The 14336-nt window shown below is 73.6% G+C and carries 12 protein-coding genes; 5 read left to right on the top strand and 7 right to left on the bottom strand.

The window, feature by feature from the left end; genetic code table 11:
- Positions 1-15: 15 nt before the first annotated feature.
- Positions 16-570 carry a DUF302 domain-containing protein gene (locus MPTA5024_RS02640; RefSeq protein WP_051457630.1) on the bottom strand — a complete coding sequence of 185 codons (555 nt, stop codon included), beginning with the start codon at positions 568-570 and terminating at the stop codon, positions 16-18.
- Between the two features lie 274 nt (positions 571-844).
- On the opposite strand from MPTA5024_RS02640, the gene MPTA5024_RS02635 reads away from it, so the two are divergent.
- Positions 845-1342, top strand: coding sequence for a winged helix-turn-helix transcriptional regulator (locus MPTA5024_RS02635; RefSeq protein ID WP_198166919.1), 498 nt, complete (start codon positions 845-847; stop codon positions 1340-1342).
- Positions 1343-1372: 30 nt separating this feature from the next.
- Here the strand turns inward: MPTA5024_RS02635 and MPTA5024_RS02630 are convergent, their stop codons facing one another.
- Positions 1373-2356 (bottom strand): SAM-dependent methyltransferase, encoded by a 984-nt coding sequence (locus MPTA5024_RS02630; RefSeq protein WP_036319347.1) that lies wholly within the window; start codon positions 2354-2356, stop codon positions 1373-1375.
- A 401-nt stretch (positions 2357-2757) separates the two neighbouring features.
- On the opposite strand from MPTA5024_RS02630, the gene MPTA5024_RS02625 reads away from it, so the two are divergent.
- Positions 2758-3459 carry a hemerythrin domain-containing protein gene (locus MPTA5024_RS02625; RefSeq protein WP_036319344.1) on the top strand — a complete coding sequence of 234 codons (702 nt, stop codon included), beginning with the start codon at positions 2758-2760 and terminating at the stop codon, positions 3457-3459.
- A 70-nt stretch (positions 3460-3529) separates the two neighbouring features.
- On the opposite strand, the gene MPTA5024_RS02620 is transcribed toward MPTA5024_RS02625, so the two are convergent.
- The 5 genes from MPTA5024_RS02620 to MPTA5024_RS02600 all read right to left on the bottom strand — a co-directional run bounded on the left by MPTA5024_RS02620 (position 3530) and on the right by MPTA5024_RS02600 (position 11966).
- Positions 3530-4810: an RNA polymerase sigma factor gene (locus tag MPTA5024_RS02620; RefSeq protein WP_051457629.1), complete on the bottom strand. Its 1281-nt coding sequence runs from the start codon at positions 4808-4810 to the stop codon at positions 3530-3532.
- A 33-nt stretch (positions 4811-4843) separates the two neighbouring features.
- Entirely contained in the window at positions 4844-5215 is a 372-nt protein-coding gene (locus MPTA5024_RS02615) for a YciI family protein (protein ID WP_036319340.1), read from the bottom strand.
- A 33-nt stretch (positions 5216-5248) separates the two neighbouring features.
- The gene (locus MPTA5024_RS02610; protein ID WP_036319337.1) at positions 5249-5938 is read right to left on the bottom strand and encodes a DUF998 domain-containing protein; all 690 of its coding nucleotides are present in this window, start codon (positions 5936-5938) and stop codon (positions 5249-5251) included.
- Between the two features lie 245 nt (positions 5939-6183).
- A complete protein-coding gene (rox, locus tag MPTA5024_RS02605; protein ID WP_036319334.1) occupies positions 6184-7647 on the bottom strand; it encodes a rifampin monooxygenase in 1464 nt (487 codons plus the stop codon).
- A 218-nt stretch (positions 7648-7865) separates the two neighbouring features.
- Entirely contained in the window at positions 7866-11966 is a 4101-nt protein-coding gene (locus MPTA5024_RS02600; RefSeq protein WP_036319331.1) for a SpoIIE family protein phosphatase, read from the bottom strand.
- Positions 11967-12161: 195 nt separating this feature from the next.
- Here MPTA5024_RS02600 and MPTA5024_RS02595 point away from each other — a divergent pair, with 195 nt between their 5' ends.
- From MPTA5024_RS02595 to MPTA5024_RS02585, 3 genes are all read left to right on the top strand, one after another.
- Complete coding sequence (locus MPTA5024_RS02595) at positions 12162-12518, top strand: STAS domain-containing protein (RefSeq protein WP_036319328.1); 357 nt, start codon at positions 12162-12164, stop codon at positions 12516-12518.
- Positions 12515-13474, top strand: a complete 960-nt coding sequence (locus MPTA5024_RS02590; protein WP_036319326.1) for a sigma-70 family RNA polymerase sigma factor — start codon at positions 12515-12517, stop codon at positions 13472-13474. Before MPTA5024_RS02595 ends, MPTA5024_RS02590 begins: the two co-directional genes overlap by 4 nt.
- 76 nt (positions 13475-13550) lie before the next feature.
- On the top strand, positions 13551-14309 hold the full coding sequence (locus MPTA5024_RS02585; RefSeq protein WP_036319323.1) for an alpha/beta fold hydrolase: 759 nt from the start codon (positions 13551-13553) through the stop codon (positions 14307-14309).
- The last annotated feature ends 27 nt before the right edge of the window (positions 14310-14336 follow it).

Raw genomic sequence — 14336 nt, 5'->3', positions numbered from 1 at the left:
ATCGACGCCGCGTCTCTATCTCGTAGCGGCGTCCGCCGGGACGAGCCGTTCCGGCACGGGCACGCCGAGGTGGTCGAGGAGGGCGGCGACCTTCCGGTCGAGGTCGACGCCGACGGCCGCTATGTCGGGATCGCCGAAGGAGGCGAACTGGGCGCTCGGCTGGTCGAAGGAGAAGCGCGTCACCCCGCGGGCGTCCTCGTAGATCGTGGTGCGCAGCGGAGCGTAGAGCAGGACACCGGGATCGTGGTGGAACATCCGCTGAGCGATGGTCTGGTTGCCCATCAGGTACTGCACGCTGCGCCACCGGTCGCCGGAGCCCTGCATGATCGCCGTGTTGTCCAGACTCCAGAAGATCATGAAGCCGTGGGGCGCGTTGTCCGCGACGGTTCGCAGGACGACGTCCCAGCCGGCGCCGGAGAGGCGCAGGCGTTCGAACTCCGCCATGTCGAGCGGCGGCACGGCCCGCTCGTACGCCTCCCGGAAGGCCGCGAACGGCATGCCCGTGTCCACGCTCAGCCGGTGGACCTCGCGCGCCACGTCCTGGACAGGATGGGTCCGGATGGCCGTCATGGCGATTCCCCCTTCACCCGTGCGGGCCGGTCAGAACAGGCCTGCCGACCGGCCTGACTTTCGAAACGAAAGTCTTTTCACCTGCGACGTTACGTCGACAACTTGCGGAATGCAAGCCAGAACGCGCAGGCGTTGACGGCTCGACCTACTGGGAGTGGCCGAAGAGGCGGCTGCCAGGTCGAAGCGCTGCGCAGTGGGGGACCGACCCTCTTTCCGGCCCCCTGGGCTAGACTTGCTTCATGCAAGCCAGTGTCGGGTGCGCAAGGAGGCCGGTGTGACGACCACGCCACAGATGCCCGTTCCCTGCCCGATCGGCCGCGCCGTCGGCCTGCTGGGCGAGCGGTGGACGCTGCTCATCCTGCGCAACGCCAACCTCGGCACCACCCGCTTCGACGCCTTCCGCGCCGAGCTCGGCATCGCCGACAACATCCTGTCCAACAGACTCGCCCGGCTGGTCGAAGCCGGACTGCTCACGCGGGTGCCCTACCGCGACGGGGGACGCACCCGGCACGAATACCGGCTCACGACCGCGGGAGCCGAGGTGCTGCCGGTGCTGCACGCTCTGGCCGTCTGGGGCGAGGAACACACCGAGCCGGCCGAGCCGACCGGCTCGATGCAGGTGATCCACCAAAGGTGCGGCCAGGTCACGACCCCGGGCAGAGTGTGCGACAGCTGCGGCGAGCTCATCCTGCGCGAGGAGGAGGCGTGGGTACGCCCCTGGCTCTCCCCCGACCCGATCACCTTGGCCAGCCCCGTCACCAACGGCACCTGACGTCACACCGGGCGTGAGCGGCGGGGGGCGTCAGGAGATCGGACGGCGCGCCGCGACCAGGACGGGCCCTCCCGGGACGGTCGGAAAGCGCTGCACGTCGTCCAGGCCGGCCGCGGCCAGGTCCTCGGCCATGCGGTCCGTGTCACAGGCGTTGCCGCCGTTGCGGACGGCGGTCCAGCGGCCGACCGCCGCGCGCAGGGGGTCGGCGGCGGGCGGGTTGGTGCCCGTCACGATCCACCCGCCGGGCCTCAGCGCGCCGGTCAGCCGGGGCAGGGCGGCCTCCAGCGTCTCCTGGGCCAGGAACGGCGCGGGAAGCCACACCAGGTCGTACGCGCCGGTCTCGGTCAGCTCGGCGACGTCCTGATGGCGCAGAGTGATCCTTTCGGCGACGTCCGGCGCGCCGGCCAGCTCCGTGCGGGCGAGGTCCAGGGCGCGCCGGAGGATGTCGACGCCCACCACGGACACCCGGGGCAGCTCTCTGGCCAGGGCGACGGCCAGCGCCGCCACGCCCGTGCCGACGTCCAGGACGCGTCCGTCCGCCGTGCCCAGGCGCTCGGCGAGGCCCGTCAGCCTGGGCACCACCCGGGTGGCCAGGGCTCGTCCGGTCGCGGCGGACGCCCGGCCCTGGTTCAGCAGCACCTCGTCGTCCAGGTCGGCCCAGCCGCCGCCCGCCGGGGCGGATGCCTGCGCCGCGGCGGCGACCGCCTGGCGCAGCGAGCTCAGTCGCGCCTCGACAGCGCTCCGCCCGGCCGGACCGTCGGCGGGGACGAGTGAGGGATGCGGGACGGGCGTCGCGCCGTCCCAGGACAGCAGCCCGGCGGCCTCCAGCACGGCGGTGCGCCGGGGCGACGCCGCGAGGACCTCGGCGAGCGGCGCCGACAGGGCGTCCCGCATCGTGCCGAGCGCGGCGGCCAGGGCCCACGCCGAGGCCTCCAGCGCGGCCACCGGGTCCGGGCCGAGAGGATGCGGCGCCACGCCGGGCGCGACCCCGGGCGGAGACTGCGGTTCGGACATGAGGAGAACACCTTTCCCGTGCGCGGCGCCGTGGAGACCGGCTCACGACCGGCTCGACGAGGAGGTAACGGCCTTCCGTTTCTCCGGCCGAAGTATCGCGGTAAACCAATTGAAACGTGGCATCAACAATCGGTCGGTACGGTCCCACGGAGCTCGCCCCTCGCACCCCCGGGGCATGCGTGACGAGGCGCTTCACTGTCTTAGATTATGTGAAGCATCTTACCTGTGATAGGAAAGGGACTCCACGCCTCCGGGGGCAAAGGACAGGGGGAGGCCCCGGAGGCGTGACCGCCCCCAGGCGGTCGGAGAGCGCCTGCCTTCGTTCGCATCGCGCTCACATGCCTGTCCACGCCGGCCCGCTGTGGCCGAGCCGAGCCGATCGACCAGCTATTGGAGAAAGAATGTCCAGCACCTCCGTGCGGTTGGCCGACAGCCGTGACATGTACGTGGCCCATCGGGTCTTCCGGCGCGAGTTCGCGGCCGCGCCCGACCTGGTGCGCCGTGTGGAACCGGGGGACGTCGCCCGCGCCCGGCTGGTCGCCGACCATGTCGCGAAGCTCACCCACGAGTTGGACCGGCATCATCAGGGCGAGGATCGGCTGGTGTGGCCCAAGCTGCTGGACCGGGCACCGACGGAGATCCTGCCGATGGTGGAGACCATGGAGCGTCAGCACAAGGTGCTGCACGACGCGTTGGTGCGGGTGGACACCGCGCTCGACCGGTGGCGGCCCCGGGCGGACGCGGGCGACCGCGACGCGCTCGCCGTCGCGCTCGACGCGATGCTTGCGCCGCTGGGCGAGCACCTGGACACCGAGGAGGAGCACGTCCTGCCGCTGATCGACACGTACCTCACGGCGGCCGAGTGGGCACAGGTGGCCGAGGAGGCCGTCAAGGACCAGCCGAAGAAGGCGCTGCTGGTGAACTTCGGGATGGCCCTCTACGACGCCGACCCCGCCCACCTGGAGGTCATCAAGGGCGCCATGCCGCCGCCGGTGTGGTTCGTCGTCACCCGGCTCGGTCCCCGCGCGTACGCCAGGTACGCCCGGCGGATCCACGGCACCCCCACGCCCGCCAGGTTCGACGAAGATCGCAGCCGCCGGTAGCCCGGCGGGATCGCGGCGACGGGCCCGTCCCCGCCGCGGGTGCGGTCCCCTGCCAGGACGTCCGGCGTGGTCAGCAGGCGGCGGCGCGGGCCAGGAAGACGGCCCGCTCCCGTTCGTTGCGGGTCAGGGCCGCGGCCCGTTCGAACTCCCGCCTCGCCTCCTCCGTACGGCCCAGCCTGGCCAGCAGGTCCCCCCGTACGGCGGGCAGCTGGGGGTAGGACGCGAGCGCCCGCTCGCCGGCCAGGGCGTCGGCGATGCGCAGGCCCTCGGCGGGACCGGCTGCCATGCCCACGGCGACCGCGCGGTTGAGCTCGACGACGGGGGAGGGCGAGACGTGCGCGAGGACCCGGTAGAGCGCGGCGATCCGCTCCCAGTCGGTGTCCTCGGCTCGCGCGGCGCGGGCGTGGCAGGCGGCGATGGCGGCCTGCAGCGTGTAGGGGCCGCCGCCCAGCGCCTCGGCCCGGTCGAGCGCGGCCAGGCCGTGCCGGACGAGGAGCCGGTCCCACCGCCGGCGGTCCTGGTCGAGCAGCAGGATCGGCTCGCCGGACGGGCCGGTCCGCGCCGGGATCCGGGACGCCTGGATCTCCATGAGGGCCACCAGGCCGTGCGCCTCCGGCTCGTCGGGGACGAGCCCGGCGAGGACGCGGCCGAGGCGCATCGCCTCCTGGCAGAGCGACGGCCGCACCCAGTCGTCCCCGGCGGTCGCCGAGTAGCCCTCGTTGAACACGAGGTAGACGACCTCCAGGACCGAGGCCAGCCGGGCGGCCAGCTCTCCCGGTGCGGGCAGCTCGAACCGGACCTGCTTGGCCGCGAGCGTCCGCTTGGCCCGGACGATGCGCTGGCCGACCGTCGGCTCGGGAACCAGGAAGGCCCGGGCGATCTCCTCGGTCGTCAGGCCGCACAGCAGGCGGAGCGTGAGCGCCACCCGGGCCTCGGTCGACAGGACGGGATGGCAGGCGGTGAAGACGAGGCGCAGCATGTCGTCACCGATGTGGTCGTCGAGGGCGTCGTCCAGGTCGGGCTCGGCCTCCTGGCGGGCCCGCAGATCGCGGCCCAGCTCCCCGAGCTTGTCCTCGTACCGGGTGCGGCGGCGCAGCAGGTCCACGGCCCGGTGCTTGGCGGTGGCCATCAGCCAGGCCCCGGGGTTGCCGGGCACGCCCTCGCGGGGCCACCGCTCCAGCGCGATCAGCAGGGCGTCCTGCGCGATCTCCTCGGCGACGCCGACGTCCCGGACGAGCCGGGCGATCCCGGCGACCAGCCGGGCCGACTCCATCCGCCAGACCGTCTCCACCGCGCGGCGGGCGGCGTTGTGGTCGTGAGGTTCGTACGGAGGGGGATCGGCGGCCGTCATGGCCACCGATCCAACCATCCGCGGCCCGCGCGTTCAGGCAGGGGGGCCGAAGTCCTCCGGCCCGAACACCTTCAGGATGCGGGCGTCGCCCTCCCAGCCGGCCCACAGGTCGCGGTGCAGCCGGACGAAGCGGGAGGTCCACTCCACGACCTCCTCCTTCGACCTGACCTCGTAGAGGGCGTAGCTGATCATCTCCTTCGCCTCGGCGAACGGGCCGTCCGTGACGCTGAGGCTCCCGCCGGCCAGCCGGACGCGGGACCCCGCGGCGCTGGGGGCGAGGCCGGCGGTGTCGAGCAGCACGCCCGCGCCGACGGCCTCCTCGCCGAGCTTGGCGATGGCCTCCATCAGGTCGGGCGGCGGCGGGGTGTCCGGCTGGGCTGCCTCGAGCAGGACCAGGTAGCGCATGTCGATCTCCTTCGGTCGGTCAGTGTAGGCGGTTCAGGCGCCGGCGCGACGATAGAGGTGGACGGCGAGGGCGGCGACCCAGGCCCAGGCGAGCACGACCGCCGCGGTGAAGGACAGGACGGTCGCCGGGGAACCGGCGCCTGAGGCGATGCCGGCGAACGCCGCGAGGACGGCCACGCCCGTCACCCGGGAGAACGCCGCCCAGCCCCGGCGGCCCTCCCGCGAGAACCGTGCGGCCATCACCAGGCAGGCCGCCACCAGGCAGGCGAAGCCCACCCCGCCCGAGGCCAGGTGCAGCAGCCCGTGCCAGCTGACCTGTCCGGGGCCCTCCGGGGTGCCGGCGGGGAAGCCCATCGCGGGATCCGCCCGGAACGCCCCCGCGGCCAGCAGGCTCGCCCCGTACGCCCCGGCGAGCCGGGGCGCCCAGACGGCGCCGCGGCCCGGACGCAGCGCCCGCCGCAGCCCGGCGGCGAACGCGATCGTCATGAGCCCGGTGAGCACGAAGGTCGCGACGTGGATCCACCCCAGGTCGCCGTTGCTCAGCAGGCTCCAGGAGTGCCGGGACAGGTCGAAGCCGTCACGGGTCAGCGCCTCCGTCAGCGACACGACGACGTAGAACGGCCCCGCGAGCACGCCGTATCCGAGGAGGCTCCTGGTGGTGGCGGTCGCCGGGTCGCACGCCGGGGCGGCCGTCGCCGTCGCGAGGTGGGTCTGCTGGGTCATCGCCCGTTCTCCTTCCGAGTCCGGGGACCGGCTCCGGACCGGCCCTCCACTACGGCCTCGAACGGGAGGACCCCGCTTCGACATCGGCGCCGATTTTTCTCCGGACTTTTTTCAGCCCGCCTCACGGCGGCCGCGTCGGAGCGCCCGCGGACGGTCAGCGGGGCCCGCACGCCCCATCCCGGCTCCTGGCCGACAGTGCCGCACATAGGCTCGCCATCCTGCGGACGACCACCGCTCAGGCGACATCAGCCGGCGGGCCTGCCGAACCAGCGGGACAGGTGGTCGTCCAGGTCCCGCTGATCGTCGCCGACCCAGGCGACATGACCGTCGGGGCGCAGCAGGACGCACGGAACGTCCAGTGCCGCAGTGGGATCCGCGAGGTGGTCGACCCGGTCCGACCAGCCGCCGGCGGTGAGGCGTTCGGTGCGGTCCAGCAGCAGGCCGCGGCCGCGATGCAGAAGACCGTAGAGGCGGCCCTGTTTCACGTCGATGTCGCGCAGGCGGCGGCCGAGCAGGTCGGGGCCTTCGCCGAAGTCGTACCGGATGCCGATCGCGGTGATCTTCTCGATCAGGTGGCGGTTCACCTCGTCGAAGTCCATCAGTTCGGTGAGCAGCCTGCGCACGGCCTGCGGGCCCGGTTCGACGGACAGCAGTTCCATCTGGGCGCGGGTGTTGTCCAGCACGTCCTCGGCGACCGGATGACGTTCGGCCTCGTAGGTGTCCAGCAGTGTCTCCGGCGCCCAGCCGCGGATCTGCGCGGCCAGTTTCCAGCCCAGGTTGAACGCGTCCTGAACGCCCAGGTTGAGGCCCTGCCCGCCGATGGGTGGATGGATGTGCGCCGCGTCGCCGGCCAGGAGCACCCGCCCGACCCGATAGCGCTCGGCCAGCCGGGTGGCATCCCCGAAGCGGGACAGCCAGCGCGGGGAGTGGACGCCGAAATCCGTTCCGGCGATGGTGCGCAACTGCTGTTTGAAATCGTCGAGGGTGGGCGGTTCCGCGCGGTCGCCGACGCCCGCGGCGGGGACGACGACGCTGTAGACCCCTTCGCCGAAGGGCCTGAGCCAGAACCGCTTGTGGGTCACGCTGATCTCGGCCACCTTGGCGGCGATCTCCTCCTGCGGTACGCCCACTTTCATCTCGCCCATGAGCGTGTCGGTCCGTGAGGGCTCGCCGGGGAAGCCGACGCCGAGCAGTTTGCGCACCGTGCTGCGCACGCCGTCACAGCCGACGAGGTAGCGCGAGCGCAGCCGTTCCCCGTCGGCCAGCTCGACGGTCACGCCCTCGTCGTCCTGCTCGAAACCGGTGACCGCGCAGCCGCGCCGGACCTGCGCGCCCAGGTCGATCGCGTGTTCTTCGAGCAGGCGGACGATGACCGGCTGCGGGATGCCCAGCAGATAGGCGTGCGCGGAATCCAGGCCCTCGGGCGCGGGTTTGGCGATGGCGGCGAAGAAGCCGCCGGCCGGACGCCGTCGTCCGTGTTCGAGGATGCGCTCCAGCAGTCCGCGCATCGCCATCAGCTCGAGACTGCGGATGTGCAGACCGACGATGCGGACGAAGGAGACGGGCTCGGTCTCCTTCTCCAGGACGAGTACCCGCACATCGTGCAGCCGCAGTTCGGCGGCCAGCATCGCACCGGCCGGCCCGCACCCGGCGATGATCACATCGAACGTGAGGGGCGTGCGCTCGGTGGTGAACGGAAGAGAGTCCATAGGTGGTGCCTTTCGGGAGTGCCTTTGTGGCGAGGCGCTCCCGGCGACACCTACGTCAATCGCCCGACCGTGGGGGGAAGGGGGAGCACCCACATCGATACAGCGTTCATGGGGCTCACCTCCTTGGGCGGTGTCACGGTCGACTGCAAGGTACAAGCCCCTGTGTCATCCCGTCCAATTCTTTTCCAGCCACGTGATCACGGATATCGCGGGCCTGCTCATCGGTGGATCTGCGTCCGCATGGTGATGGTGGTGCCCGCGTCGCCCGTTTCGACGGAGACGTGGGCCATGAGCGCCCGCATGAGGGCCAGGCCCCGACCGCGGTAGTCGTCCCCGCGGGGCCGCGGCGTCCGCCACCGGCCGGTGTCGGCGACGGCCAGGTGGATCTCGTCCGCCGTGGCGTGGGCGACCAGCCGCACCCGCTGCCCCGGCGTGTCCCGGTGGCCGTGCTCGATCGCGTTCGCGCACGCCTCCCCGGCGGCGACCAGGACGTCCCCGAGCAGCCGGGGGGTGATGCCGAGCTGGTCCAGCCAGCGGCGCAACGCGGTGCGCACGGGCGCGAGCTGCGCGGAGTCGGCGGGGAACGTCACCTCCAGCGGGCGGGGGTGGCGGTACAGCAGCAGCGCCACGTCGTCGTCGTACCCCTCGGGCGGCTCCAGCCCCTTCATGATCCGGTTGGCCAGGGACTCCGGAGAGTCGTTCAGCCCCTGGCGGGCCGCGTCGGCCGCCTGGCCGATCCCGGCGTCGATGGGCCGGCGGCGCCGTTCCACCAGGCCGTCGGTGTACAGCAGCAGCGTTCCGGTGGCCGGCAGCAGGCAGGTGGCCTCGGGCCGGTCCTCCTCCCGGCGGACGGCGAGCGGCATCGACCGGGCCTGGTCGAGCAGCTGCGTCGACCCGTCGGGACGGGTCAGGATGCCAGGCGGATGGCCGGCGCTGCTGTAGGTGAGCCGGCCGGTCTCCGGGTCGAGGATCCCGCAGAAGACCGTGGCGCACAGGGCTCCCGGGATCATGCGGGCGAACCGGTCGAGCGTCATGAGCGCCTGCGCGGGGCCCGACGACAGCAGCAGGGCGCGGCAGGCGCTGCGCAGCTGCCCCATCACCGTGGCCGCCTGGAGCCCGCGGCCGACGCAGTCGCCCACGACGATGCCGATCCGGCCGTCGGGCAGCTCAACGGTGTCGTACCAGTCGCCGCCGACCTCCAGCGGCCGCGCGGCCGGCTCGTAGCGGACGGCGAAGCCGGGCGGCAGCTCCGCGGGCCCGAGGATCGCCCGCTGCAGCGCCAGCGCCGTCTCCCGCTGCTGCTCGAAGGTGTGGATGCGGTGCAGCGCCTGGCCGAGGTGCCCGGCGAGCACGGCGAGCAGCGTGTGGTCCTCCGCGACGAGCGGGCGTGCCGGGGCGGGCTCGATCCACAGCACGAGCGGGCCGGCCGGGTGGTCGAGGGCGATGCCGAGCCCGGCGGGGCCGCCGGTGACGACGGGCTGCAACGCGGTGCCGCCGCGCAGGCCCTCCATGGCGGTCGTCAGCGCGGGGTCCGGCTCGGCCCGGACCCCTTCCGCGGCCGCGGAGGTCACCAGCGGCTCCCGGGCGCCGTCCCACATCGCGGCGAGCACGCGGCGGGCCTGCCAGATCTCCCGCAGCTCGTCGACCGCGGCCCGCAGGGCCTCCGGCAGGCTGTCGGCCCGGGACAGGCGCACCCCCAGGGCGGCGAGGGCGGCCTCCCGCTGCGCCGTGAACCGCTCGGCCGTCACGTCGCGCAGCGTGCCGACGATCACGCGTTTCCCGCTGCCGGGGTCCTCCACCTGGTTGAAGGTGGCGGCCACCCAGATCCGGCGTCCGTCCCGGTGCCGTACGGGTGTCATGACGCTGCCCCGCGGCCGGCCCACCAGCAGCCCGTACGCCTCGCCCACCTGGCGGTGTCCCTCGGGGTCGTCGGTCTCCGAAGGCCACCAGGGGTACGGCGGGGCGTAGGGAAGGCCCTCCGGGCCGTACCCCAGGATGTCGGCGAAGGCCGCGTTGATCTCCAGGACCGTTCCCGCCGCGTCGCAGACGAAGAACGCCTCCTGCAGCGAGTCGATCAGGGCCGCGCGCCAGCCCGCGTGGTGGTTGCGCAGGCGGGCCAGCTCGACGTTGGCCCGGACCCGGGCCAGCAGGTCGGCCGCCGAGAACGGCTTGACCAGGTAGTCGTCGGCTCCCGCCTCCAGCCCCTCGATCGAGGCCTCCTGACCGGCACGGGCCGACAGCAGCAGCACGGGGATGCCCTCGGTGCGCGGGTCGCCGCGCAGCGCGGCGACGAGCTGGAGGCCGTCCAGCCGGGGCATCATCACGTCGGTGACCACCAGGTCCGGCGGGGCGGCCCGGACGGCCTCCAGCGCGGCCGCGCCGTCGGTCACGGAGTCGACGTCGTAGTGGGGCTGGAGCAGGCGCCGCAGGTACTCCCGCATGTCCGCGTTGTCGTCGGCGACCAGCACCCGCGCCCGGCGCCCGCCGTCGAACGGCGCGGAGACCGCGCCGATCCGCTCCTCCTGGTCGCCGGGGGTGCCCGGCAGCCAGCGCAGCGCCTCCTGGACGAACGGGGTCGCGGTCGCCGACACGGCGGCGCCCCCGGCCGCCGGGGCCACGCTCCCGGCCGGCAGGTGGCCGTGCCCGTACGGCACCCGCAGGGTGAAGACGGTCCCGATGCCCTCGGCGCTGTCGGCCGTGATCGTGCCGCCGTGCAGCGCCATCAGCTCCCGCACCAGGGCCAGGCCGATGCCGCTGCCCTCGTTGGACCGCGATCGCGCGTTCTCGATGCGGTGGAACCGCTCGAACAGCCGGGGCATCTCCCTGCCCGGCACCCCGATGCCGGTGTCGGAGACCCGCACCACCGCCTCGCCGTCGCCGGGCCGCACCTCGACACGGATCGCGCCCTCGAAGGTGAACTTCAGCGCGTTGCTCAGCAGGTTGAGGACGACCTTCTCCCACATGCCGGGGTCGACGTACACCGGCTCCGGCAGCGGCGGGCAGTCGACCTCGAAGGTGAGCCCGGCCTTCTCGACGGCGGCGCGGAACACGCCGGCCAGCTCGGCCGTGAACGCGGACAGGTCGACGGGCTCGAATCCGGCCTGCATCCGGCCCGCCTCGATGCGGGAGAAGTCCAGCAGGGTGTTGACGAGCTTGCCCAGCCGCAGCCCGTTGCGGTGGATGACGTCGAGCTCCTCGCGGGCCCGGCCGCCGCCGGCGGCGAGCTGAGCACGAAGCTCCTCCAGGGGCCCCATGATCAGCGTCAGCGGCGTGCGGAACTCGTGGCTGATGTTGGAGAAGAACGCCGTCTTGGCCCGGTCGAGCTCGGCCAGCTCCTCCGCCCGCCGCTGCTGGGCGCGGTAGGCCACCGCCCCGTTCACCAGGGCCGCGGTCTGCCGGGCCACCAGGTCGAGGAACGTCCGGTACGCCTCGTCGAGCGCCCGTCCCGCGCCGGCGGCCAGCACGATCACGCCGGCCGGCGCGGATCCGGTCTCGCCCGGCAGCGGCAGCACCACCGCCTGCGTGGGAGGCGTCTGCCAGCCGCCCGCCGGCAGCTCGCCGAACCGCTCCATCACGTCGTCGACGGCGACGGGCCGGTTGGCCAGCGCCTCCTCCAGCGGCCAGCCGTCCAGGGCGGCGGCGCCGCGGGGGCTGGTGGCGGCGAGGTCGAGGCCCGCCCCGTCGGGCCGGCGCAGGTAGACGGCGGCGTACGGCACGTCGCGCGCGGCGCGCTCCAGCGCCCCCGCGACCAGGTGGCAGGCCTCCTCGACGCTCCGCCCGATGCCGGCCTGCGCGCCCAGGTCCTGAAGAGCCGCCAGCCGCCGCCCGGCGATGACCCGCTCGGTGGTGTCGCTGACGGCCGTGAAGACCCCGCGTACGGTGCCGTCGTCGTCGTGGAGGGGGCTGTAGGAGTAGGTCCAGTACGTCTCCTCCCAGTAGCCGTGCCGGTTCATCGGCAGGAGGAGGTCCTCCGACCAGGTGGCCTCGCCCGAGGCCGTCACCGACTCCAGCATGGGCCCGATGATGTGCCAGATTTCCGTCCACACGTGCTCGCCCGGCGTGGCGAGGGCCGGGTGCTTGGTGCCGAGCAGGGGCAGGTACGCGTCGTTGTAGAGGAACCGCAGGCCGGGACCCCACCACACGATCATGGGGAAGCGGGACGTCAGGCAGATCCGGGCGGCCGTGCGCAGGCTCGCGGGCCACTGCGCGGGGTCGCCCATCGGGGTGTCCTCCCAGGCGAACTCCCGCATGCGCCGGGCCATCTCGCTGCCACCGGGGAAGATCAGGTCGCGTGGCCCGCTCCGCCCGGCATCGCTCATCCGCTCGTCCTCCCTGGTCCGGACGTCCCCGACCCGAGCGGATCACGGACGCCGCCGCGGCCCGGCCCTCCGCCCGGGGACCGCCGGGGCTGCGGCGTTTCGTAGGATAAGGCCGCGCGGCCCCTGTCAGGGCGGTCGCCGTTCCGTCCGTCCAGATGGGGAGTCACCGACGACACCCGTGAGCAGGAGCTTCCGGTGCCCGACACGCCGCTGACCGTCACGACCCACCCCCACGAGGCGGGACTCGTCCTGCTCCACGTGGCGGGGGATCTCGACTTCCACACGGCGGGCTCCTTCCGGCGGGCGATCGAGGACCTGCCCGAGAGCCCCGGCCCCGGCGTCGTGATCGACCTGTCCGGGGTGACCTACTGCGACTCCACCGGCCTCACGATGCTGGTGCGGGCCTATCACCACACCCGGAGCAGCGGCACCCCGCTCGTCCTGACCGGTCCCGACGACAATCTCACCCGCATGCTGAGCATCGTCGGGCTCGACCGGCTGTTCACCGTCTTCGACACCCAGGAGGCGGCCGTGGCCGCCCTCACCGCGTGAGGCCGGACCTCACCACGCTGGCCGAACGGCACCGGGGAGAGCTGACCGGCTACTGCTACCGCATGCTCGGCTCGCCGTTCGAGGCGGAGGACGCGGTCCAGGAGACGTTCCTGCGGGCCTGGCGCGTCCTCGACCGGTACGACGAGAGCCGGGGCTCGGCCCGGACCTGGCTGTACCGCATCGCCACCGGCATCTGCCTCGACATGCTGAAGGGCGCCCAGCGGCGGGCCCGGGCCGTGGACCTCGGCCCCGCCTCGGCGCCGGGGCCCGACATCGGCGCGCCCCTGCCGGACGGCGCGTGGGTGCTGCCGGTCCCCGACGGCCGCGTCCTGCCGGAGGGCGGCGACCCCGCCGAGATCGCCGTCGCCCGGGAGACCGTTGCGCTGGCGTTCGTGGCCGCCCTCCAGCGCCTGCCGCCCCGCCAGCGGGCCGTGCTCATCCTGCGCGACGTGCTGTGCTGGCAGGCCGCCGAGGTGGCCGGGCTGCTCGGCGTGACCGTGGCCTCGGTCAACAGCGGCCTCCAGCGGGCCCGGGCGGCGCTGGCCACGGCGGGAGAGCCGGGGGCCGAGCCGTACCGGCCGCTGGACGAGGGGCAGCGGCGCCTGCTCGCCCGCTACGTCGAGGCGTTCGAGCGGTACGACGTCGAGGCCCTGGTCGCCCTCCTGCACGAGGACGCCACCATGTCCATGCCGCCGTTCGCCTGGTGGCTGTCGGGCCGGGCGGACATCCGCGCCGCCCTGGTCCACTCCGCGGGCCCCTGCGCGGGGTCGCGGCTCGTGCCCACGGCGGCCAACGGCATGCCGGCGTTCGGGCACTACCTGCCGGACGGCGACGGCGGGCACCGGCCGTTCGCGCTCGTGGTGCTGGAGGTCCGGGAGGGGCGGGTGGCCGGCCTGACCTCCTACCTCGACGGCCCGCGCCTGTTCCCCCTCTTCGGGCTGCCGCCGTCGCCCTGACCAGGGCTCCGATGAGTTCCGGCCGCCCGCGTCGTATCACCTCCCGGCAGACGACACGAGACGAGAGGGCGCGATCATGGCGGACCACATCGAGGTCAACGGCGTGCGGACCTGGTACGACCGGCAGGGCGCGGGGGAGCCCCTGGTGCTGCTGCACGGCGGGTTCAGCGACGCGCGCGACTTCGCCGGCAACCTCGCCACGCTGGCCGGCCGGTTCACGGTGTTCACCCCCGAACGGCGCGGCCACGGCCACACCCCCGACGTCGAGGGGCCGATCACGCTCGACCTGATGGCCGAGGACACGGCCGCGTTCATCGACAAGGCCGTCGGCGGCCCCGCGCACCTCGCGGGCTACAGCATCGGCGCGACCGTCGCCCTGCTGGTCGCCCTGCGCCGCCCCGACCTCGTGCGCCGCCTGGTCCTGATCAGCTGCGGCGTCACCCGGGAGAGCTGGATCTTCACCCCCACCGCCGGCGCCCAGATGCCCGAACAGGTCGTGGCCGCGTACGCCGAGGTCTCCCCGGACGGCCGGGACCACTTCCCCGTGGTCGTCGGCAAGATCGTCGAGGCGGCCGCGACCGAGCCGCCGCCGCTGGCCGAGGAGGACCTGCCGTCCGTGACCGCGCGGACACTCGTCATGGCGGCCGACGACGACATGGTCCACCTGGAGCACACCCTCGCGCTCTATCGGGGCGTGCCCGGCGCGGAGCTCGCCGTCGTCCCGGGGACCTCGCACGTGCTCCTGCACGAGAAGCCCGAGCTGTGCACGCGGATCGTGGCCGCGTTCCTGACGGAGGAGCCCCGCCCGACGTTCATCCCGATCCGCCGGGCCTGACCTGGTGCGCGCCGGCCCGCGTTAGGG

The organism is Microbispora sp. ATCC PTA-5024, from assembly GCF_000511135.2.
In the GTDB taxonomy this organism is placed as follows: Bacteria; Actinomycetota; Actinomycetes; order Streptosporangiales; family Streptosporangiaceae; genus Microbispora; species Microbispora corallina.
This window is presented reverse-complemented; position numbering and strand designations above follow the sequence as displayed.

Coding starts and splice junctions, on each gene's coding strand:
- MPTA5024_RS02640 (WP_051457630.1), bottom strand. CDS start 570: ATGACGGCCATCCGGACCCATCCTGTCCAGGACGTGGCGCGCGAGGTC.
- MPTA5024_RS02630 (WP_036319347.1), bottom strand. CDS start 2,356: ATGTCCGAACCGCAGTCTCCGCCCGGGGTCGCGCCCGGCGTGGCGCCG.
- MPTA5024_RS02625 (WP_036319344.1), top strand. CDS start 2,758: ATGTCCAGCACCTCCGTGCGGTTGGCCGACAGCCGTGACATGTACGTG.
- MPTA5024_RS02620 (WP_051457629.1), bottom strand. CDS start 4,810: ATGACGGCCGCCGATCCCCCTCCGTACGAACCTCACGACCACAACGCC.
- MPTA5024_RS02615 (WP_036319340.1), bottom strand. CDS start 5,215: ATGCGCTACCTGGTCCTGCTCGAGGCAGCCCAGCCGGACACCCCGCCG.
- MPTA5024_RS02610 (WP_036319337.1), bottom strand. CDS start 5,938: ATGACCCAGCAGACCCACCTCGCGACGGCGACGGCCGCCCCGGCGTGC.
- rox (WP_036319334.1), bottom strand. CDS start 7,647: ATGGACTCTCTTCCGTTCACCACCGAGCGCACGCCCCTCACGTTCGAT.
- MPTA5024_RS02600 (WP_036319331.1), bottom strand. CDS start 11,966: ATGAGCGATGCCGGGCGGAGCGGGCCACGCGACCTGATCTTCCCCGGT.
- MPTA5024_RS02585 (WP_036319323.1), top strand. CDS start 13,551: ATGGCGGACCACATCGAGGTCAACGGCGTGCGGACCTGGTACGACCGG.